Genomic DNA, 24,049 nt, shown 5'->3' on the forward strand with positions numbered 1-24,049 from the left:
ATGTCCCGTCGCGACGGAGACGTCCTTCCCCTGACCGCGGCCCAGCGGGAGATCTGGCTCGCCGAGCAGCGCTCCCGGACGCCGATCCCCGGCTACCGCGTCGGTGAGTGCCTGGAGATCCACGGGCCGGTCGACCCCGAGCTGTTCGACACCGCGCTGCGCCGGGTGGTCGACGAGGTCGACGCCCTGCACGTGACCTTCGCCGACGACGGTGACGGCCCGCGCCAGATCCTCCGCGAGAGCTGGGACTGGGCGCCCGTCCACCTCGACCTCGAGGCGGAGCCCGACCCGCGGGCGGCGGCCGGGGAGTGGATGGAGCGGGACCTGGCCCGTCCGCTGGACCTCGCCCGTGATCCGCTGTTCGGCCACGCGCTGATCAGGCTCTCGGCGACGGAGTTCCTCTGGTACCTCAACTACCACCACGTGGTGCTGGACGCGATCAGCGCCTCCATGGTCCGGCAGCGCGTCGGCGAGGTGTACTCGGCGCTGGCCGAGGACGGCGCCGTCCCGGCCTGCCCGTTCGGCACGCTGCGGGACCTGGTCGACAGCGACGCCGCCTACCGGTCGTCCGCCGACTTCACCGCCGACCGCTCCTACTGGACCGGGCGTTTCGCCGACCTGCCCGCCCCGACACGGCTCAGCCACACCACCGCGACCGACCCGCACCGGACCCTGCGCGTGGCCGGGGAGCGGGAACTGCGCACCCCCGAGGCCCTGCGGGCCGCGGCAGGCCGGGCCGGTGTCCGGTGGTCCCGGGTGGTGGTCGCGGCCACCGCGCTCTACGCCCACCGGCTGAGCGGCGCCCAGGACGTGGTGCTCGCCCTCCCCGTCACCGCCCGCCGTGGCTCCGGCCGCGACCTGATGTCGGTGCCCGGCACGATGTCCAACGTGGTGCCCCTGCGGCTGACCGTACGCCCGGACATGCCGTGGGGCGAACTCGTCGCCCAGGCGGCGCGGGAGGTCGAGTCGGCCGTCGCACACGAGCGCTACCGCAGCGAGGACCTGCTGCGCGACCTCGGCGCGCCCGGCGGCATCGGCACGGCGTTCCCGCTGATCGTCAACATCATGGCCTTCAACGCCAGGCCCAGCTTCGCCGGGCACCCCGCCTCGGTGCACCACTTCGTGTCGGGTTCGACCACCGACCTGGCCGTCTGGGTCTTCGACTACCGGGACGGCAACCCCCCGCTCCTGCGGCTGCACGGCGCACCGGACGCGTACGGCGACGACGACCTCGCCGCGCACCAGCAGCGACTGCTGACCCTCCTCGACACGGTCGCGGACTGCGACCCGGACCAGGAGGTGGGCCGGATCGACCTGCTCACCCCCGAGGAGCACGGCGAGGTGGCCGCCCTCGGCGCCGGGCCGGCCGCCGGAGCTCCGGCCGAGAGCCTGCCGGAGCTGTTCCGGGAGCACGTCGGGTCGGCTCCGGACCTCACCGCGCTGGTGTGCGGCGACGCCTGCCTGACGTACGCGGAGCTGGACGAGCGGGCGAACCGGCTGGCGCACGCGCTGATGGCGCGGGGTGCGGGGCCGGAGCGGCTGGTGGCGGTGTCGCTGCCGAGGTCGGCCGAGCTGGTGGTGGCGATCCTGGCGGTGCTGAAGACCGGTGCGGCGTACCTCCCGGTGGACCCGGAGTACCCCGCCGCCCGGATCGCGTACCTGCTGGACGACGCGCGGCCGGTGCTGACGGTGACCGACTCCCGGAGCGGGGAGCGTCTGCCCGAGGGCGGTGCGGTCGGGCGGCTGGTGCTGGACGATCCGCAGACGGCCGCCCTGCTGGCGGGCTGCCCGGCGACGGACCCGATGGTGACCGTCGACCCGGCCCACCCGGCGTACGTGATCCACACCTCCGGCTCCACCGGGAAGCCCAAGGGTGTGGTCGCAACCCACGGCGGCCTGCTCAACCTGCTCACCGACCACCGGCTGGCCCTGTTCGCACCGCTGCTGGAGGAGCGGCGGCGGCTGAGGGTGGCGCTGACCACCTCGGTCTCGTTCGACGCCTCCTGGAACCAGCTGATGGCCCTCTTCGCGGGCCACGAACTGCATGTCGTGGACCACGCGACCTGGACCGACCCGGACGCCTTCGTCGACCACGCGGCGCGCCACCGGCTGGACTACGTCGAGGCCACCCCGTCCTACCTCCAGGTCCTCGTCGCCCACGGCCTGCTGGACGATCCGCGGCGCCGTCCCGCGCTGGTCGCGGCCGGCGGCGAGGCCGTCCCCGAGCGGCTCTGGGAGCGGTTGCGGGCCGACGACGGGGCCTTCCGCGTCAACCTCTACGGGCCCTCCGAGTGCACCGTCAACTCGGTGACCGCGTCCACGGCCTCAAGCCCGTGCCCGGTCATCGGCCGTCCCGTCACCAATGCCCGGCTGCACGTGCTCGACGCCGCGCTGCGGCAGGTGCCCCCGGGGGTGCCGGGTGAGCTGTACATCGCCGGGGCAGGGCTGGCCCGGGGCTACCTGAACCGACCCGGCCTGACCGCGGGGCGGTTCGTGGCCGACCCGTTCGGGCCGGGCGGCACCCGCATGTACCGCACGGGCGACCTGGTGCGGTGGAACCCGGACGGCGACCTGGAGTTCCTCGGCCGCACCGACGACCAGGTCAAGATCCGCGGCTTCCGGGTCGAACTCGGCGAGATCGAAGCCGTCCTCGCCGAACACCCGCAGGTCGCGCGGGCCGTCGTCACGGTGCGCACCGACGAGGAGCCCCGGCTGGTCGCCCACGTCGTCCCCGCCGCGGGGCGGGCCGTCCGGGCGGAGGCGCTGCGGGACCGGCTGCGGGAGCGGCTGCCCGCGCACATGGTGCCGTCGGCGTTCGTGGTGCTGGACGCGCTGCCCCTGACCCCGAACGGCAAGGTCGACCGGCGGGCCCTCCCCTCACCGCAGTGGCAGCCCGCCGCGCCGGGCCGCGCCCCGCGCACCGCGGTCGAGCACCAGCTGGCCGGGCTGTTCGCCGAGGTGCTGGGCCTGCCGCAGGCCGGTGCCGACGACGACTTCTTCGACCTCGGCGGGCACTCCCTGCTCGCCACCCGGCTGGTCTCCCGGATCCGGTCCGTGCTCGGCGTGGAGCTGAGGCTGCGCGACCTGTTCGACGCCCCGACGGTGGCGGAACTGGCGGCCGTGGTGGACGTCGCCGCCGGGGCGCGCCCGGCGCTGCGGCCGAGCGAGCGGCCCGGGACCGTCCCGCTGTCCTTCGCGCAGCGCCGCCTGTGGTTCCTGCACCGCATGGAGGGCCCGAGCGCCACCTACAACATCCCGCTGGCCCTGCGGCTCTCCGGAACCCTCGACCAGCACGCCCTGCGGGCCGCCCTGGCGGACGTGGTCGAGCGGCACGAGAGCCTGCGCACCGTCTTCCCGGTGGTCGACGGCGTGCCGTGCCAGCGGGTGCTGGACCTCGACGCGGCACGGCCGCGGCTGCGGATGACCGAGACCGGCGAGCGCGACCTGCCGGACCGGCTGGCGGAGGCGGCACGGCACGGCTTCGAACTCTCCGAGGAGCCGCCGCTGCGCGCCGAACTGTTCCGGCTCGACGCAGAGGAGCACGTGCTGCTGCTGGTCGTGCACCACATCGCGGCGGACGGCTGGTCCACGGGGCCGCTCTCCCGCGACCTGGCGACCGCCTACGCCGCCCGGAGCGAGGGGGGCAAGCCCGAGTGGTCGCCGCTGCCGGTGCAGTACGCCGACCACACCCTGTGGCAGCGGGAACTGCTGGGCGACGGCGACGACCCCGACAGCCTGCTCAGCACCCAGCTCGCCTACTGGCGGGAGCGGCTGGCGGACCTGCCCGAGCGGATCGAGCTCCCCTTCGACCGGCCCCGGCCGGCGGCGATGTCCTACCGGGGCGCCCAGCGGCCGGTCCGGATCGACGCCGGGCTCCACCGGGACCTGCGCGAACTCGCCCGCGAGGGCGGAGCCAGCCTCTTCATGGTGCTCCAGGCCGGTCTCGCCGCCCTGCTGGGCAAGCTCGGCGCGGGAACCGACGTACCGATCGGCACACCGGTCGCCGGACGCACCGACGAGGCCCTGGACGACCTGGTCGGCTTCTTCGTCAACACCCTGGTGCTGCGCACAGACCTGTCCGGCGACCCGTCGTTCACCGAACTGCTGGGCCGGGTGCGCTCCGACGCGCTGGCCGCGTACGCCCACCAGGAGGTGCCGTTCGAGCACCTCGTGGAGGCGCTGAACCCGACCCGGACGCTCGCGCACCACCCGCTCTTCCAGACCATGCTCACCCTGCAGAACGCGCCCTCGGGCACCTTCGGCCTGCCGCGGCTGCGGGTGACGGCCGACCTGGTCCCCACCGGGACAGCCAAGTGCGACCTGACCTTCGTCCTGGCCGAACAGCCCGGCGCGGACGGGCTGTCGGGCGTGGTCGAGTACAGCACCGACCTGTTCGACGCGGACACCGTCAGCGGGATCGTCGAGCGGTGGCTGCGGCTGCTGCGCGCCGTGGCCGCCGACCCCGGCCGACGGATCGGCGGGGTGGACGTGCTGTCCGCCGACGAACTCCGGGCCCTGCTGCCGGCCGCTGTCGGCCAGGGCGAGGAGCTGCCGGGGAGCAGCCTGCCCGCGCTGTTCGAGCGGCAGGTGCGGGCGACCCCGGACGCGACCGCCCTCACGGACGGTGGGGCGAGCCTGACGTACGGAGAGGTGAACGCCCGCGCCAACCGGCTGGCGCACGTCCTGATCGACCGGGGCGTGGGACCGGAGCAGCTGGTCGCACTCGCCCTGCCGCGCTCGGCGGAGCTGGTCGTGGCGGTGCTCGCGGTGCTCAAGGCCGGTGCCGCGTACGTACCGGTGGACCCGGAGTACCCGGCCGCCCGGATCGCCTACCTGCTCCAGGACACCCGGCCCGCGCTGCTGGTGACGACGAGCCGGATGGGCGAGCTGCCGGGCGCGGAGCACGTGGACCGGCTGTTCCTGGACACCGCCGACCTGGACGGGCGGCCGGAGACGGACCCGGGCGTCGCCGTCGACCCGGGGCACGCCGCCTACGTCATCCACACCTCCGGTTCCACCGGCGCTCCCAAGGGCGTCGTGGTCCCGCACCGAAACGTGGTGCGCCTCTTCGACACCACGCGGGCGCTGTTCGGCTTCACCGCCGAGGACGTGTGGACCCTCTTCCACTCCTACGCCTTCGACTTCTCGGTGTGGGAGCTGTGGGGCCCGCTGCTGCACGGCGGCCGCCTGGTCGTCGTGGACCACGAGACCAGCCGCTCGCCCGGGCGGTTCCTGGAACTGCTCGTCCGCGAGCGGGTCACGGTGCTCAACCAGACGCCGTCCGCCTTCCACCAGCTGATGCAGGCGGACGCCGAGGCACCGGAGACCGGGCGACGGCTCGCCCTGCGCACCGTCGTGTTCGGCGGCGAGGCACTGGAACACGCCCGGCTGGCGAGCTGGTACGACCGGCACCCCGAGGACGCGCCGCGACTGGTCAACATGTACGGCATCACCGAGACCACGGTGCACGTCACGCACACGGCGCTCGACCGGTCCGGCACCGCCGCCGGCGGAATCGGCACCGCCCTGCCGGACCTGCGGGCGTACGTGCTCGACGACGGCCTGCGGCCGGTCGCCCCGGGCGTGCCCGGCGAGCTGTACGTCGCGGGAGCGGGCCTGGCGCGCGGCTACCTGAACCGGCCCGGCCTGACCGCCGGGCGGTTCGTGGCCGACCCGTTCGGCCCGCCCGGCTCCCGGATGTACCGCAGCGGCGACGTGGTGCGCCGTGCGGCGGACGGCGGCCTGCGCTACGTCGGCCGGGCCGACCAGCAGGTGAAGGTGCGCGGCTTCCGGATCGAGCTCGGCGAGATCGAGGCGGTGCTGGCCGCCCACCCGGGCGTCGCCCAGGTCGCCGTCCTCGCCCGGCAGGACCGGGCCGACGACACCCGGCTGACCGCCTACCTGGTGCCGGCCGCGGGCGCCGCACCGACCGCCGCCGACCTGCGGGGGCACCTGCGCGAGCGGCTGCCGGAGTACATGGTGCCGTCGGCGTTCGTCGTGCTGGACGCGCTGCCGCTGACCGTCAACGGCAAGCTGGACCACCGGGCGCTGCCCACTCCCGACCTCACCCCGACGGCCACCTCCCGCGCGCCGCGCACGCCCCAGGAACAGATCCTCTGCGAGCTGTTCGCGGAGGTCCTGGGGGTGGCGTCGGCCGGCGTCGACGACGGGTTCTTCGAGCTGGGCGGGCACTCGCTGCTCGCCACCCGCCTGGCGGCCCGGATCCGCGCGACGCTCGGCGTGGAGATGCCGCTGCGCGCCCTGTTCGAGGCGCCGACCCCGGCGGGCCTGGCCGCCGCCCTGGTGGCGGCCGGCCCGGCGCAGGCCGCCCTCGCCCGGCGCGAGCGCCCCGAGGCGGTCCCGCTGTCGTTCGCGCAGCGGCGGCTGTGGTTCCTGCACCAGTTGGAGGGTGCCGGCGCCAACTACCACATCTCCCTGGCCTGGCGGCTGACCGGAGACCTGGACCGGCGGGCCCTGGAGGCCGCCGTGGCGGACGTGGTGGCCCGCCACGAGAGCCTGCGCACCGTCTTCCCGGCGGTGGACGGCGTGCCCCACCAGCGGGTGCTGGACGTCGTGGCGGCCCGTCCGCGGCTGCGCGTGCGCCGGACCACCGAGGGTGAGCTGCCGGCCGCCATGGCGGAGGCCAAGGACCGCCGGTTCGACCTGGCGGTCGACGTGCCGCTGCGGACCGAACTCTTCGAGCTCGCGCCGAAGGAGCACGTCCTCCAGCTGGTGCTCCACCACATCGCGGGCGACGGCTGGTCGATGGGCCCGCTCGTGCGGGGCCTGACCACCGCCTACGCGGCGCGCCGCCGGGGCGAGGAGCCGCGGTGGGAGGAGCTGCCGGTCCAGTACGCCGACCACACGCTGTGGCAGCACGAACTGCTCGGCGACGCGGCCGACCCCGAAAGCCTGTTCGCCCGCCAGGCGGCCTACTGGACGCGGCAGCTGGCCGACCTGCCGCAGCAGCTCCAGCTGCCCACCGACCGGCCCCGCCCGGCCGTCGCCTCGCACCGGGGCGGTTCCGTGGCCGCCGGCCTGGACGCCGATCTGCACCGCGGTCTGCGAGAGCTCGCCCGCGCGCACGGGACCAGTCTGTTCATGGTGCTCCAGGCAGCCTTCGCGGCGCTGCTGAGCAAGCTCGGCGCGGGCGACGACATCCCCGTCGGCAGCCCGGTCGCGGGCCGCACCGACCAGGCGCAGGACGAGCTGGTCGGCTACTTCGTCAACACCCTGGTGTTCCGTACCGACACCTCGGGCGATCCCACCTTCGCCGAGCTGCTGCACCGGGTCCGGGACACCGCGCTGGCCGGGTACGCCCACCAGGACCTTCCGTTCGAGTACCTGGTCGAGGTCCTGAACCCGTCCCGGTCGCTGGCGCGCCACCCGCTGTTCCAGGTCATGCTGGTGCTCCAGAACGCCCCCCGGGCCGACTTCGCGCCGCCCGGGCTGCGCGTCGAGGACCTGCCGCCGACGTCGACGACGGCCAAGCTCGACCTGCTCCTCACCCTGTCCGAGCGCCACACGGAGGACGGCTCCCCGGAGGGGATCGACGGGTCCGTCGAGTACGCCGCCGACCTGTACGACCCGGCCGCCGTCGAGACGATGGTCCGGCGGTGGGAGCGGCTGCTGCGCGCCGCCGTCGCCGACCCGCGGCGTCCGCTCAGCCGGATCGACCTGCTCACCGCCGAGGAACACGATGAGCTGGCGGCGCTGGGCACCGGGCCGGCCGCGGTGGCTCCGACCGAGAGCCTGACGGAGCTGTTCCGGGCCCAGGTGCGCGCGCTGCCCGAGGCCCCCGCGCTGGTGTGCGGCGACGTCTCCCTGACGTACGGGGAGCTGGACGAGCGGGCGAACCGGCTGGCGCACGCGTTGATGGCGCGGGGTGCGGGGCCGGAGCGGCTGGTGGCGGTGTCGTTGCCGAGGTCGGCCGAGCTGGTGGTGGCGATCCTGGCGGTGCTGAAGACCGGTGCGGCGTACGTCCCGGTCGATCCCACGTACCCGGCGGCCCGGATCGCGTACCTGTTCGACGACGCGCGGCCGGTGCTGACGGTGACCGACTCCCGGAGCGGGGAGCGTCTGCCCGAGGAGGGTGCGGTCGGGCGGCTGGTGCTGGACGACCCCGAGACGGCCGTCCTGCTGGCGGGCTGCCCGGCGACGGACCCGATGGTGGCCGTCGACCCGGCCCACCCGGCGTACGTGATCCACACCTCCGGCTCCACCGGGAAGCCCAAGGGTGTGGTGGCAACCCACGGCGGCCTGCTCAACCTGTTCGCCGCCCAGTGCCGGCTGGTCCTCCGCACGGGCGGGCGGATGCGGGTGGGCCTGACCACGTCCGTGTCGTTCGACGGCTCCTGCGACCAGCTGCTCGCCCTCTTCGCGGGCCACGAGCTGCACGTCCTCGACGAGGCGACCTGGTCCGACCCCCGGGCCTACCTCGAGTACGCCGCGCGCACCGGACTGGACACCGTCGGCGGCACCCCGACCTACCTGCAAGTCCTCGTCGACCACGGCCTGCTGGACCACCCCACGTGGCGTCCCTCGATGGTCGGGCTGGGCGGGGAGACCGTCCCGGAGCGGCTCTGGGAGCGGCTGCGGGCGGCCGACGGGGTGTTCTCCCTCAACTACTACGGGCCGTCCGAGTGCACCGTGGACTCGGTCTTCGCGCCGCTCGGGTCGAGCCCGCGACAGGTGATCGGCCGACCGCTCGACGGCGTCCGGCTGTACGTGCTCGACGCCGCGCTGCGGCAGGTTCCGGCGGGTGTGCAGGGTGAGCTGTACATCGCCGGGGCGGGGCTGGCCCGGGGCTACCTGAACCGACCCGGCCTGACCGCGGGGCGGTTCGTGGCCGACCCGTTCGGAGCGGGCGGTACGCGCATGTACCGCACGGGCGACCTGGTGCGGTGGAACCCGGACGGCGACCTGGAGTTCCTCGGCCGCACCGACGACCAGGTCAAGATCCGCGGCTTCCGGGTCGAACTCGGCGAGATCGAAGCCGTCCTCGCCGAACACCCGCGGGTCGCGCGGGCCGCCGTCCTCGTCCGGCAGGACCGGGAGCGGGACTCCCGCCTGGTCGCCTACCTGCAGCCCACCCACGGGGCGGAGCCCCGCCCGGAGGACCTGCGGGCGCATCTGCGCGAGCGGCTGCCGGACCACATGGTGCCGGCCGTGTTCGTCCGCCTCGACACCCTGCCGCTGACCGGCAGCGGCAAGCTCGACCGGCGCGCCCTGCCCGAGCCCGAGTTCGCCACGACGCGGGCCGGCCGCGCGCCGCGCACGCCGCGGGAACACGTGCTGGCCGGACTGTTCGCCGAGGTGCTGGGCCTGCCGCGGGTCGGCGTCGACGACGACTTCTTCGACCTCGGCGGGCACTCGCTGCTGGCCACCCGGCTGGTGGCCCGGGTCCGCGCGACCCTGGGGGTCGAACTGGAGCTGCGCACCCTGTTCCGCACCCCGACGGTGGCCGAACTGGCCGCCGGGCTGGACGGCGCGGACCGGGCGCGGCCCGCCCTGGAGCGGGCGCAGCGCCCGGACGTGGTCCCGCTGTCGTCCGCCCAGCGCAGGCTGTGGTTCCTGCGCCAGCTGGAGGGCGCCGACTCCGTCTACAACATGCCGCTCGCGTGGCGCCTGTCCGGACCCCTGGACCTGGCGGCCCTCGAGGCGGCGCTGGGCGACCTCGTCGACCGGCACGAAACCCTGCGCACGGTCTTCCCCGCCACGGACGGCGTGCCCCGCCAGCAGGTGCTGGCCACCGGAGGGGCGCGCCCGGGGCTGCCGGTCACCCCGGCCGACGAGCGGACCCTGCCGCGCCTGCTGGCCGCGGCCGCCGCGCGCGGCTTCGACCTCGCGGCCGAACCGCCGTTGCGCGCCGAGGTGTTCGCCGTCTCGCCGGACGAGCACGTGCTGCTGCTGGTGATCCACCACATCGCCGGTGACGGCTGGTCGCTCGGCCCGCTGGCCGCCGACCTGGCCACCGCGTACGCGGCACGCCGCCGGGGCGAGGAGCCGGGGTGGGCGCCGCTGCCGGTGCAGTACGCCGACTACACGCTGTGGCAGCGCGAGCTGCTCGGTGACCCGGCCGACCCGCGCAGCCGGCACGCCGAGCAGCTCGACCACTGGAAGCGCCAGCTGTCCGGCCTGCCGGAGCAGATCAGCCTCCCCGCCGACCGCCCCCGCCCCGCGACCCCCACCTACTGCGGCGGTCACCTGGCCATCGAGCTGGACGCCGAACTGCACGCCGGGCTCGTCCGGCTGGGCCGGGAGCACGGCGCCAGCGTCTACATGGTGCTCCAGGCCGCCCTGGCGTCGCTGCTGGACAAGCTCGGCGCCGGCACGGACATCCCGGTCGGCAGCCTGATCGCCGGCCGGACCGACCAGGCGATGGACGACCTCGTCGGCTTCTTCGTCAACACGCTGGTGCTCCGCACGGACACCGGCGGTGACCCGTCCTTCGCCGAGCTGCTGGGCCGGGTCCGGGAGGCCGCGCTCGGCGCGTACGCGCACCAGGACCTGCCCTTCGAGCACGTGGTGGAGGCTCTCAACCCGTCCCGTTCGCAGAGCCGGCAGCCGCTGTTCCAGGTGCTGCTCGCCCTGCAGAACGTGCCCCGCACCGAGTTCACGCTGAGCGGCCTGTCCTCGGAGATCGTCCTGGTCCGGACGCCGACCGCCATGTTCGACCTGGGCTTCCACCTGCTGGAGCGCGGCGGGACCGGGGGAGCGGCCGAGGGCATCGTCGGGCGGGTCGAGTACAGCACCGACCTGTTCGACCACGGCACGGTGGAGACCCTGGTCGCCCGGTGGCTGCGGCTGCTGGCGGCGGTGGTCGCCGATCCGGAGCGTCCGCTGAGCCGCGTCGACGTCCTCACCGCCCAGGAGCGGCACGAGCTGCTGGTCGCCGGCAACGACACCGCCCACCCGGTCCCCGACACCACCCTGCCCGCGCTGTTCGAGGCGCGGGTCCGGGCGACGCCGGACGCCCCGGCGGTGCTGTTCGAGGACACCGCACTGACCTACCGCGAGCTGAACCGGCGGGCCAACCGCCTGGCCCACGCGCTGATCGCGCGCGGGGTCGGCCCGGAGCAGGTCGTCGCCCTGCGACTGCCCCGCTCGGCCGAGCTCGTGGTCGCCGTCCTCGCGGTGCTCAAGACGGGCGCGGCGTACCTGCCGGTCGACCCGGACTACCCGGCCGCCCGCATCGCCTTCATGCTGGACGACGCCCGCCCGGCCGTGGTGCTCGACGACCTGGCGGCCGTCGCACCGGCCGGGGAACTCCCCGAGCACGATCCGGCCGTCCCCGCCGACACCCGGCACCCGGCCTACGTCATCTACACCTCCGGCTCCACCGGCCGGCCCAAGGCCGTCGTGATGCCCGCGGCCGGACTGCTGAACCTGCTGGAGTGGCACCACCGGGCCGTCGGCGGCGAACCCGGCACGCGTACCGCGCAGTTCACCGCGATCAGCTTCGACGTCTCCGTGCAGGAGACGCTGTCCGCGCTGCTGTACGGCAAGACCCTGGTGGTGCCGACCGAGGAACAGCGCCGCAGCGCCGAGCTGTTCGCCCACTGGCTGGACCGGCACCGGGTCGAGGAACTGTTCGCGCCGAACCTGGTGGTGGAGGCGGTGGCCGAGGCCGCCGAGGAGGCCGGGCTCGACCTGCCGCACCTGCGGCTGGTCGCCCAGGCCGGAGAGGCCATGCGGCTGGGCGGCGCCGTGCGCCGCTTCCGGGCGCGCCGGCCGGGCCGGGTGCTGCACAACCACTACGGGCCCGCCGAGACCCACGTGATCACCGCCTACGCGCTTCCGGCCGACCCGGCCGACTGCCCGCTGCCGGTGCCGATCGGCCGCCCGATCGCCAACTGCCGGGCCTACGTCCTGGACGCGGCGCTGCGGCCGGTCGCCCCGGGGGTGCTGGGCGAGCTGTACCTGGCCGGTGCCGGGGTCGCCCGCGGCTACCTGAACCGGCCCGCGCTGACCGCCGGGCGCTTCGTCGCCGACCCGTACGGTCCGGCGGGCGCGCGGATGTACCGCACCGGTGACCTGGTGCGCCGACGCGCCGACGGCGAGCTGGAGTTCGCCGGCCGGGTCGACCACCAGGTCAAGGTGCGCGGGTTCCGGATCGAGCCGGGCGAGATCGAGGCCGAGCTCACCACGCACCCGGACGTCGCCCAGGTCGCGGTGCTCGCCCGGGATGACCGGATCGTCGCCTACGTCGTCCCCTCCGGCGGGGCGGCGGCGAGCCCGGCCGCGCTGACCTCCTACCTCCGTGACCGGGTGCCGGAGTACCTGGTGCCCTCCGCCGTCGTGCCGCTGGACGCGCTGCCGCTGACCCGGAACGGGAAGCTGGACCGGGCGGCGCTGCCCGCCCCGGAGGCCGCCCCCGCGGAGAGCGGCCGGGCGCCGCGCACGCCGCAGGAGCAGATCCTGTGCGAGCTGTTCGCCGAGGTGCTGGACCTCGCCCGGGTCGGCGTCGACGACGACTTCTTCGCGCTGGGCGGGCACTCCCTGCTCGCCACCCGGCTGGTCTCGCGGGTCCGCGCGACCCTCGGCGTCGAACTGGAGCTGCGCACCCTGTTCCGCGACCCGACCCCCGCCGGGCTGGCGGCCGGGCTGCACGACGCCGGCACCGCGCGGCAGGCCCTGGTGCCACGGCCCCGCCGTGAGCCGATGCCGCTGTCGTTCGCCCAGCGCCGGCTCTGGTTCCTCCAGCAGTTCGGGGCGCCGAGCGCCACCTACCACATGCCGCTGGCCCTGCGGCTGACCGGCGACCTCGACCGGGACGCGCTGAGCGCCGCGCTCGCGGACGTGGTGGCCCGGCACGAGACCCTGCGCACGGTCTTCCCGCACACCGCAGGCGTCCCGTACCAGCGGGTGCTGGACACCGCCGACATCGCCGTCCCGCTGACCGTGCGGACGGCCGCCGAGACGGAGGTGCCCGCCCTGCTGCGCGAAGCGGCGGTGCGCGGCTTCGACCTGACCTCGGAGGTACCGCTGCGGGCGGAGCTGTTCGCCCTCGCGCCGGACGAGCACGTGCTGCTGCTGGTCATGCACCACATCGTCGGGGACGGCTGGTCCATGGGCCCGCTGGCCCGCGACCTGGCCGCCGCCTACACCGCCCGGCAGGGCGGCGGGGCGCCGGACCGGCCGCCGCTGCCGGTGACGTACGGCGACTACACCCTGTGGCAGCACGAGATCCTGGGCGACGAGCACGACGCCGACAGCGTCTTCGCCCGCCAGGTCGCCTACTGGAAGGAAGCGCTGGACGGCCTGCCCGACCAGTTGCAGCTGCCGGCCGACCGGCCGCGCCCGGCCGCCATGTCGTACGGCGGCGCCCTGCTCGAACTCCGCATCGACGCCGAACTGCACGCGAAGCTGGTGGAGTTGGCCCGACGCTCAGGTACGACCCTGTTCATGGTGCTGCAGGCCGCGCTGGCCGCGCTGTACACGCGGCTCGGCGCCGGCACGGACATCGCGATCGGCAGCCCGGTCGCGGGGCGCACGGACGAGGCGCTGGACGATCTGGTCGGGTTCTTCGTCAACACGCTGGTGCTGCGCACCGACACGAGCGGTGACCCGAGTTTCGCGGAGCTGCTGGGCCGGGTGCGGGAGACGGCGCTGTCGGCGTACGCGCACCAGGACGTGCCGTTCGAGCACCTGGTGGAGGCGCTGAACCCCACCCGCTCGCTCTCCCACCACCCGCTGTTCCAGACCGGTCTGGTCGTACAGAACGCCCCCGGCGGCGACTTCGCACTGCCGGGCCTCAAGGTCTCCGGGATCGCCGTGCTGACCGGGACCGCGCGGCTCGACCTGACCTTCGGCTTCGCCGAGGAGCACGGAAGCGACGGCGCGCCTGCCGGACTCGGCGGCGCGGTCGAGTACAGCACCGACCTGTTCGACCGCTCCACCGTCGAGGCCCTGGCCGCCCGGTGGACCAGGCTGCTGGCCGCGGTCGCCGCCGCGCCCGACCGGCCGATCGGCGCGATCGACCTGCTGTCCGCGGAGGAACGCGGCGAACTGCTGCCCGCCGCCGAGGACATGCCTGCCGGGGCGAGTCTGCCGGAGCTGTTCGCGGCGCGGGTGGCGGCGACGCCGGACGCGGTCGCGCTGGTCGGTGGTGGGAGGGAGTTGTCGTACGGCGAACTCGACGCGTGGGCGGGCCGGTTCGCGCATGCGTTGATCGCTCGGGGTGTGGGTCCGGAGCAGGTGGTGGCGGTGGCTCTGCCGCGGTCGGTGGAGTCGGTGGTGGCGGTGCTGGGCGTGCTGAAGGCGGGGGCGGCGTATCTGCCGGTGGATCCGTCGTATCCGCCGTCGCGGATCGCGTTCATGCTGGAGGACGCGCGGCCCGCCGTGGTCGTCGACGATCCCGCCGTGGTGGCCGAGGTCTGCGGTGGGCCGGAGACCGATCCGGGTGTCGTGGTGGACGTCCGGCAGCCGGCCTACGTCATCTACACCTCGGGCTCGACCGGCCGCCCCAAGGGCGTCGTCGTGAGCCACGCGGGTGTGTCCGGCCTGGTGGCCGAGCAGGTCGACCGGCTCGGCGTGGCGCCGGGCAGCCGGGTGCTCCAGTTCGCCTCGCCCAGCTTCGACGCGTCCTTCTGGGACCTGTGCGCCGCGCTGCTCACCGGCGCCGCCCTCGTCCTGGCACCCGCCGAGGACCCGTTGGAGGCCCTGGCGGACGGCCGGCTCGCCGTCACCCATGTGACGCTGCCGCCCTCGGCCCTGGCCGCGCTGGAGGGGGCCGAGCTCACGGCCACCACCCTGGTGGTGGCGGGCGAGGCGTGCCCGCCGGAGCTGGTGGAGCGGTGGGCGCCCGGGCGCCGCATGATCAACGCCTACGGCCCGACCGAGACCACGGTGTGCGCCACCATGAGCGACCCGCTCACCCCGGAGTCCGGCGTGCCGCCCATCGGGCGACCGGTCGCGGGCTTCCGGGCGTACGTGCTGGACGACCGGCTGCGCGTCGTGCCGCCGGGCGTGGTGGGCGAGTTGTACGTCGCCGGACCGGGACTGGCCCGCGGCTACCTGAACCGGCCGGGCCTGACGGCGGGACGGTTCACGGCCTGCCCGTTCGGACCGGCGGGCACGCGGATGTACCGCACCGGCGACCTGGTGCGGCGTCGTCCGGACGGAGAGCTGGAGTACGTCGGCCGTGCCGACCAGCAGGTGAAGGTCCGTGGCTTCCGGGTCGAACTCGGCGAGGTGGAGGCCGCGTTGGCCGAGCACCCCGCCGTCGCACAGGCCGCCGTCGCGGCCCACGGCGACCGGCTCGCCGGCTACGTGACGGCCCGCCCCGGCACGGCCGTCCGTCCCGCCGAGCTGGCGGCGCACCTGCGCGAGCGGCTGCCGGACTACCTGGTGCCGACCGCCTTCACGGTGCTGGACGCGCTGCCGCTCACACCGAACGGGAAGCTGGACCGGGCCGCGCTGCCCGCGCCCGACGCCGCGTCCCCGGCGGGCGGCCGCGCGCCGCGCACGCCGCAGGAACAGATCCTCGCCGAACTGTTCGCCGAGGTCCTCGGCGTGCCCCCGGTCTCGGTCGACGACGACTTCTTCGCGCTGGGCGGGCACTCCCTGCTCGCCACGCGGCTGGCCGCCAGGGTGCGTTCGGTGCTCGGCGTGGAACTCGGACTGCGCGCGCTCTTCCGGACGCCCACCGTCGCGGGGCTGGCCGAGGCGCTGGCCGAGGCCGGCCGGGCCCGCCCGGCACTGACCCCGTCCGAGCGGACCGGGCCGGTGCCGCTGTCCTTCGCCCAGCGCCGGCTCTGGTTCCTGCACCGCATGGACGCCGCCGCCGCGACCTACCACATCCCGCTGGCGCTGCGACTGACCGGAACCCTCGACCGGACCGCGCTGGACCAGGCGCTGGCCGACGTGATCGCCCGGCACGAGAGCCTGCGGACGGTGTTCCCGGAGGCCGGCGGCGTCCCCTGCCAGCGCGTGCTGGACCCGGACGCGGTCCGCCTCCGGGCCCGGCCCGACGAGGTGACGGAGGCCGAACTGCCGCAACGCCTCGCGGAGTCCGCCCGGCAGCCCTTCGACCTGGCCACGGAGCCGCCGCTGCGGGCGGAGCTGTTCGCCCTCGCGCCGGACGAGCACGTGCTGCTGCTGGTCATGCACCACATCGCCGCCGACGGCTGGTCCACCGGCCCGCTCGCCCGCGACCTGGCCGAGGCGTACGCGGCCCGTTGCGAGGGCCGGACGGCGGACCGCCCTGCCCTGCCGGTGCAGTACGCCGACTACACGCTGTGGCAGCGCGAACTGCTCGGCGACCCCACCGATCCGCGGAGCCGGTTCGCCGAGCAGCTCGACCACTGGCGGCGCCAGCTGTCCGGCCTGCCGGAGCTGCTCCGGCTGCCCACCGACCGGCCCCGCCCGGCCGTCGCCGGCCGGCACGGGGACCACGTCGACCTGGAACTCGACCCCGAACTGCACGCCGCCCTGGCCGAGTTGGCACGCGGTACCGGGACCAGCCTGTTCATGGTGCTGCAGGCGGCACTGGCCGCGCTGTACACCCGGCTGGGGGCGGGCACCGACATCCCCATCGGGAGTCCCATCGCGGGGCGCACGGACGAGGCGCTGGACGATCTGGTCGGGTTCTTCGTCAACACGCTGGTGCTGCGCACCGACACGAGCGGTGATCCGAGTTTCGCGGAGCTGCTGGGCCGGGTGCGGGAGACGGCGCTGTCGGCGTACGCGCACCAGGACGTGCCGTTCGAGCACCTGGTGGAGGCGCTGAACCCCAACCGTTCGCTCTCCCACCACCCGCTGTTCCAGACCATCCTCGCCGTGCAGAACGCGCCCATGGGCCGCTTCTCGCTGCCCGGCCTGGACGTCGCCACGTACGCGGTCGCGACCGGGACCGCCAAGTTCGACCTCGGAGTGAGCATGGTCGAACGGTTCGGTGCGGACGGGAGCCCCGCCGGGATCGCCGGCGCGGTCGAGTACGCCACCGACCTGTTCGACCGCTCGACGGTCGAGGCCCTGGTCCGACGCTGGACGCTCCTGCTGAAGGCGGTCACCGCCGACCCGGAGCAGGCGATCGGAGACATCGACCTCCTCGGGGCCGACGAGCGGCACCGGCTGCTGGAGACGGACAACGCGACCGCCCGGGACGTGGCCGCCGTCCCGCTGCCCCAGGCCTTCGCGGCGCGGGTGGCGGCGACGCCGGACGCGGTCGCGCTGGTCGGTGGTGGGAGGGAGCTGTCGTATCGCCAACTCGACGCGTGGGCGGGCCGGTTCGCGCATGCGTTGATCGCTCGGGGTGTGGGTCCGGAGCAGGTGGTGGCGGTGGCTCTGCCGCGGTCGGTGGAGTCGGTGGTGGCGGTGCTGGGCGTGCTGAAGGCGGGAGCGGCGTATCTGCCGGTGGATCCGGCGTATCCGCCGTCGCGGATCGCGTTCATGCTGGAGGACGCGCGGCCCGCCGTGGTCGTCGACGATCCCGCCGTGGTGGCCGAGGTCTCCGGTGGGCCGGAGACCGATCCGGGTGTGGTGGTGGACGTCCGGCACCCGGCCTACGTCATCTACACCTCGGGCTCGACCGGCCGCCCCAAGGGCGTCGTGGTCGGCCACGGCGGTGTGGCGAGCCTGGTCGCCGCACAGATCGAGCGGTTCGCGATCGAACCCGGCAGCCGGGTGCTCCAGTTCGCCTCGCCCAGCTTCGACGCCTCGGTGTCGGAGCTCTTCACCGCCCTGCTCGGCGGCGCCACCCTGGTGCTGCCTCCTGCCGCCGACCCGCTCGCCGCGCTGACCGACCCTGACCTCGGCGTCACCCACGCGACGGTGCCCCCCTCCGTCCTGGCCGCCGTGCCGGACGGCACCGTGACCGTGTCGACGCTGGTGGTGGCGGGCGAGGCGTGCCCGGCCGAGCTGGTGGAGCGGTGGGCGCCCGGGCGCCGCATGATCAACGCCTACGGCCCCACCGAGACCACGGTGTGCGCCACCATGAGCGACCCGCTCACCCCGGAGGCCGGCGTGCCGCCGATCGGCCGGCCGATCGCCAACGCCCGGGTGTACGTGCTGGACGACCGGCTGCGGCCGGTGCCGCCGGGCGTGACGGGGGAGTTGTACGTCGCGGGCGCGGGCCTGGCGCGCGGTTACCTGAACCGGCCGGGCCTGACCGCGGGGAGGTTCGTCGCCTGCCCGTTCGGAGCCGGTGAGCGCATGTACCGCACCGGTGACCTGGTGCGGCGCCGGTCCGAGGGTCAGCTGGAGTACGTGGGCCGCGCCGACGACCAGGTGAAGGTCCGCGGCTTCCGGGTCGAGCCCGGCGAGGTCGAGGCCGCGCTGGCCGAGCACCCCGCCGTCGCCCGCGCCGCCGTCGCGGCCCACGGCGACGCGCTCGTCGGCTACGTCGTTCCCCGCGAGGACACGGCTCGGGACAGCGGTCTGGAGGCGGACCACGTGGGCGAGTGGCAGGACCTGTACGACGCCCTGCCCATCGCCCCCGGGAAGGTGGACCTCGGCCACGACTTCGTGGGCTGGAAGAGCAGTTACACCTCCGAGCCGATCCCCGTCGAGGAGATGCGGGAGTGGCGGGACGCCACCGTGGACCGCATCCTCGCCCTGCGTCCGCGCCGGGTGCTGGAGGTCGGCGTCGGCACCGGTCTGCTGCTCTCGCGGATCGCACCCCACTGCGAGAGCTACCGGGCCACCGACTTCTCCGCCACCGCGATCGACGCCCTGACCGCCCAGGTGGCCGGGGAGGAGCGGCTGGCCGGACGCGTGATGCTGGAGACCCGGCCGGCGCACGACACCGACGGGCTGCCGGCCGGGGAGTTCGACACCATCGTGATCAATTCGGTGGTGCAGTACTTCCCGTCCGCCGACTACCTCGCAGACGTGATCGGGAAGCTGATGCGGCTGCTCGCCCCCGGCGGCGCGCTCTTCGTCGGCGACGTCCGCAACCTGCGGCTGCTGCGCCCGCTGGCCACCGCCGTCCAGCTGCACCGGGCCGGCCACGACGCCGACCGGGCGGCCGTGCGCCGCGCGGTCGAGCAGGCCCTGCGGACGGAGAAGGAACTCCTGGTCGACCCGGACTTCTTCACCGTCCTGCGCGAGCAGGGCGCCGACACCGGCATCGGCGCGGTGACCGTGGAGATCAAGCGCGGCCGCCACCACAACGAGCTGACCCGCCACCGCTACGACGTGACGCTGCACAAGCCGCCCGTCACCCCGCGGACCCCGGCCCGGTCCCTCGACCTGGCGTGGGGGCGGCAGATCACCGGCCCGGACCAGCTGCGCGAGCTGCTCGCCGAGCCGCCCGCCGAGGTGCTGCGGATCACCGGGGTGCCGAACCGCAGGGTGCTCGGGGAAACCGCCCTCGCCCGTGCCGTACAGGACGAGGACGGGCCGCTCGCCGCCCTGCTGGAGCGGTCGCACATCCCGGAGGCGGGCGACCTCCCCGATCCCGAGGACTTCCACGCCCTCGGCCGGGAGTTCGGCCGCGCGGTGGCCGTCACCTGGTCGGCCACCGCCGCCGACGCCGTGGACGTCGTCTACGCCGACCCGCGGACGCTCCACGGATCGCCGGTCGAGCCCTACCGGCCCGCCGGGACCCCGGGCCGGACGCTGTCCTCGCTCACCAACCGCCCGACCGGCGGCCGTGGCACCGGCGCCCTCCTCGGCGAACTCCGGGACTGGCTGCGCGGGCGGCTGCCCGACCACCTGGTCCCGTCGGCGTTCGTCACGCTGGACGCGCTGCCGCTGACCGGCAGCGGCAAGCTCGACCGCCGCGCACTGCCCGCCCCCGACCTCGGACCGGCCGCGGCCGGACGGGCGCCGCGCACCCCGCAGGAACAGCTCCTCGCCGAGCTGTTCGCCGAGGTGCTGGGGCTCGCCCAGGTCGGCGTCGACGACAGCTTCTTCGACCTCGGCGGCCACTCGCTGCTGGCCACCCGCCTGGCCTCCCGGGTCCGGGCGGCCCTCGGCGCGGAGCTGGAGGTCCGGACCCTGTTCGAGACCCCGACCGTGGCGGAGCTGGCGGCCCACCTGGACGGTTCGGGCGCGGCGCGGCCCGCGCTGACCGCCGGGCCCCGCCCGGAGCGCGTGGAACTGTCCTTCGCCCAGCGCCGCCTGTGGTTCCTGCACCGGATGGACGGGCCGAGCGCCACCTACAACATGCCGCTCGCGCTGAGCCTGACCGGTGACCTCGACCGGGCCGCCCTGCACGCCGCGCTCGCCGACGTGATCGCCCGGCACGAGAGCCTGCGGACCGTCTTCCGCGAGACCGACGGAGTCCCGCACCAGGTCGTGCTGAGCCCCGTGCGGGCGTTCCCGGAGCTGCCGGTGACCGAGCTCGACGAGAGCCGGCTGGTCCAACGGCTGGCGGACGCGGCCCGCCGCGGCTTCGACCTGGCCGCGGAACCGCCGGTGCGGGCCGAGCTGTTCGCCCTCGCCCCCGACCGGCACGTGCTGCTGGTCGTGGTGCACCACATCGCCGCCGACGGCTGGTCGATGGGGCCGCTCTCCGGCGACCTCGCCGCGGCCTACGCGGCGCGCTGCCGGGGCGAGGAACCGCAGTGGTCCCCGCTGTCCGTGCAGTACGCCGACTACACCCGATGGCAGCGCGACCTGCTCGGCGACGCCACCGACCCCGACAGCCTGTTCGCCCGGCAACTGGCCTACTGGAAGGACGAGCTGGCCGGCATCCCGCAGCAGGTCCAGCTGCCCGCGGACCGGCCCCGGCCGCCGGTGGCCTCCCAGCGCGGCGACCGGATCGTGGTCCGGCTGGACCCCGAACTGCACCAGGCGCTGCGGGACCTGGCAGCCGAGCGCGGCGCCAGCATGTTCATGGTGCTGCAGGCCGGTCTCGCCGCCCTCCTCACCCGGCTCGGCGCCGGCACGGACATCCCGGTGGGCAGCCCGATCGCCGGCCGGACCGACCAGGCGCTGGACGAGCTCGTCGGCTTCTTCGTCAACACCCTGGTGCTGCGCACCGACACCGGAGGCGACCCCGGCTTCACCGAACTCCTCGGCCGGGTGCGGCAGAAGGCGCTCACCGCGTACGACCACCAGGACGTGCCGTTCGAGTACCTGGTGGAGGTGGCCAACCCGGTGCGCTCGCTGGCCCACCACCCGCTGTTCCAGGTCATGCTGGCCCTGCAGAACGCGCCCGTCGGGGACTTCGCGCTGCCGGGGCTGGAGACCTGCCACCTCGAGGCGCCGACCGGGACCTCACGGGTCGACCTGACGTTCAGCCTGGCCGAACAGTTCCGCCCGGACGGCGGCGCCGACGGACTGGTCGGCGCGGTGGAGTACGCCACCGACCTGTTCGACGCGCCCACCGTGCAGCTGCTGTTCGAGCGCTGGGCCCGCCTGCTGCGCGCGGCGGTCACCGACCCGGACCGGCCGATCAGTCGGATCGACCTCCTGTCGGCCGCGGAGCGCCACCGGCTGCTGCACGGGTTCAACGCCACGGCCGTGGAACTGCCGTCGGCCTCGCTGCCGGACTTGTTCGCCCGGCAGGTGCGGGCCACCCCCGACGCGGTCGCGGTCGCGGCGGGCGGCACCGAGCTGACCTACGCGGAACTCGACCTGCGGGCCGACCGCCTGGCGCGGGCGCTGATCCGCCAGGGCGTACGGCCGGAGACGCCGGTCGCGGTCCTGATGGACCGCTCGGCGGAGCTGGTCGTGGCGATCCTGGCGATCGTCAAGGCGGGCGGCGCCTACGTGCCGCTGGACTCCCGCTTCCCCTCCTCCCGGATCGACCTGATCCTGCGGGAGAGCGGAGCCGCCCTGGTGCTCACCCCCGAGGTGCTCGCCGCGCTGGCCCGGTCCGCGGACGCCGGCCCGTCCGGGACCGGCCCGTGCGACACCGAGGTCTCCTGCGTGGCGGAGCAGGTGGCGTACATCATGTACACCTCCGGCTCGACCGGGCGGCCGAAGGGCGTGGCCGTCACCCACCGGGACGTGGCGGGCCTCGCGCTGAGCCCCGAATGGCGCGGCGGCGGTCATGAGCGGGTGCTGATGCACTCCCCGACGGCCTTCGACCTCTCGACCTACGAGCTGTGGGTCCCGCTGCTGAACGGCGGCCGGATCGTGGTCGCACCGCCCGAGCAGCTCGACCTCGACCTGCTGCAGCACACGGTCACCACGCACGGGGTGACCGGACTGTGGCTGACCGCCGGACTGTTCCGGCTGGTCGCCGAGGAGCGACCGCGCCTGCTCGCCGGGGTGCGCGAGGTGTGGACCGGCGGCGACGTGGTCTCCCCGGCCGCCGCCGCACGGGTGCTCGCGGCCTGCCCCGGCATCGAGGTGGTCAACGGCTACGGGCCCACCGAGGCCACCACCCTGGCCACCCGCCACCCGGTGCGCGACCTCCCGGAGAACGCCGCGACCGTGCCGATCGGCGGACCGATGGCCAACATGCGCGCCTACGTGCTCGACGACCGGCTGCGGCCGGTGCCGACGGGCATGGTCGGCGAGCTGTACCTCGCGGGGACGGGCGTGGCCCGCGGCTACTTCGGCCGGCCCGGCCTCACGGCGGAGCGCTTCACCGCCGACCCGTACGGGCCCGCCGGAAGCCGGATGTACCGCACCGGCGACCTCGCCCGGTGGCGCCCCGACGGCACGCTGGACTTCGCCGGACGCGTCGACCACCAGGTCAAGCTGCGCGGCCTGCGGATCGAGCCCGGCGAGATCGAGGCGGTCCTGACGGGCTGCCCGGGCGTCGCCCAGGCGGCCGTGGTCGCCCGCGAGGACCGGCCGGGCGACAAGCGGCTGGTCGCCTATCTGGTGCCGGCCCCCGAAGGCGCGCCCGAGGTGGCCGACCTGGCCGGCCGGCTGCGCCGCGAACTGCCCGACTACATGGTGCCGGCGGCGTTCGTCACCGTGGACACGCTGCCGCTGACCGCCAACGGCAAGCTCGACCGGGCGGCCCTGCCCGCCCCCGACCACTGGGCGTCGGACACCGCCGGACGCGGGCCCCGCACGCCGCAGGAACAGCTGCTGTGCGGCCTGTTCGCCGAGGTCCTCGGCCGGGAGCAGGTGGGCATCGACGACGGCTTCTTCGACCTGGGCGGGCACTCGCTGCTGGCCGCCCGGCTGGCCTCCCGGGTCCGCGAGACCCTCGGCCTGGAGCTGGGACTGCGCATGCTGTTCGAAGCGCCCACCGTGGCCGGGCTCACCGAACGCCTGGCCATGAACGACCCGGCCGACGCGCTGGACGTGCTGCTGCCGCTGCGCTCGACCGGCACGGGCACACCGCTGTTCTGCGTCCACCCCGGCGGCGGCATCAGCTGGTCCTACAGCGGGCTGCTGAACCACCTCGGGCCGCAGCACCCGGTCCACGCGCTCCAGGCGCGCGGCCTCGGCCGGCCCGAACCGCTGCCGGCGTCCTACGAGGAGATGGCGGCCGACTACGCGGACCACGTCCAGAAGATCCAGCCGCAGGGCCCGTACCTGCTGCTCGGCTGGTCCGCGGGCGGACTGATCGCCCACGCGCTGGCCTGCGAACTCCAGGCCCGCGGCGAGCGGACCGACCTGCTGGCGATCCTCGACGCCTATCCGGTGAAGGACGTGCGGTTCGAGGAGGAACCGGTGCCCACCGTGCGGGACGTGCTCGTCGGGGTGCTCGACGTCGACCCGGACGAGCTGGGCGACCGGGAGATCACCTACGCCGAGGTCGCCGAGGTGCTGAACCGGCGGGGCAGCGCGCTGGCCGGCCTGAACGAGCGACAGGTCGAGGTGATCGTCCAGATCATGATCAACAACGCGAAGCTGGCGGTCGACTTCGTCCCCGGCCGGTACGAGGGGGACCTGCTGCTGTTCAACTCCACCATCGACCGGGGCGACGACGACGCCGGCCCGGAGGTCTGGCGCCCGTACATCGCGGGCCGGATCGACTCGCACGAGATCACCACCCGGCACGACCAGATGACCCAGGCGGGCTCGCTGGCCCAGATCGGACCGATCCTGGCCGCCAGGATCGCCGAGGTCACCGGTGGCACCCCTGAGACCCCCGATGCCCCCGAGACCTTCGCGACCCCCGAGACGTTCGCGACCCCCGAGACCACTGACACACCTCACCTCACCCTTTCCCACCAGGAGGACTGAC

At 74.9% G+C, this 24,049-nt stretch carries 1 protein-coding gene; it reads left to right on the forward strand.

Annotation, left to right across the window (positions count from 1 at the left end; translation table 11 throughout):
- Entirely contained in the window at positions 1 to 24,048 is a 24,048-nt protein-coding gene (locus tag GBN72_RS02395) for a non-ribosomal peptide synthase/polyketide synthase (RefSeq protein WP_151769944.1), read from the forward strand.
- The last annotated feature ends 1 nt before the right edge of the window (position 24,049 follow it).

The organism is Streptomyces abyssomicinicus, from assembly GCF_008974245.1.
GTDB classification, from domain to species: Bacteria; Actinomycetota; Actinomycetes; order Streptomycetales; family Streptomycetaceae; genus Streptomyces; species Streptomyces abyssomicinicus.

Bases quoted from the DNA above. Each gene is read 5' to 3' on its own strand.
- GBN72_RS02395 (WP_151769944.1), top strand. From the start codon at position 1: ATGTCCCGTCGCGACGGAGACGTCCTTCCCCTGACCGCGGCCCAGCGG.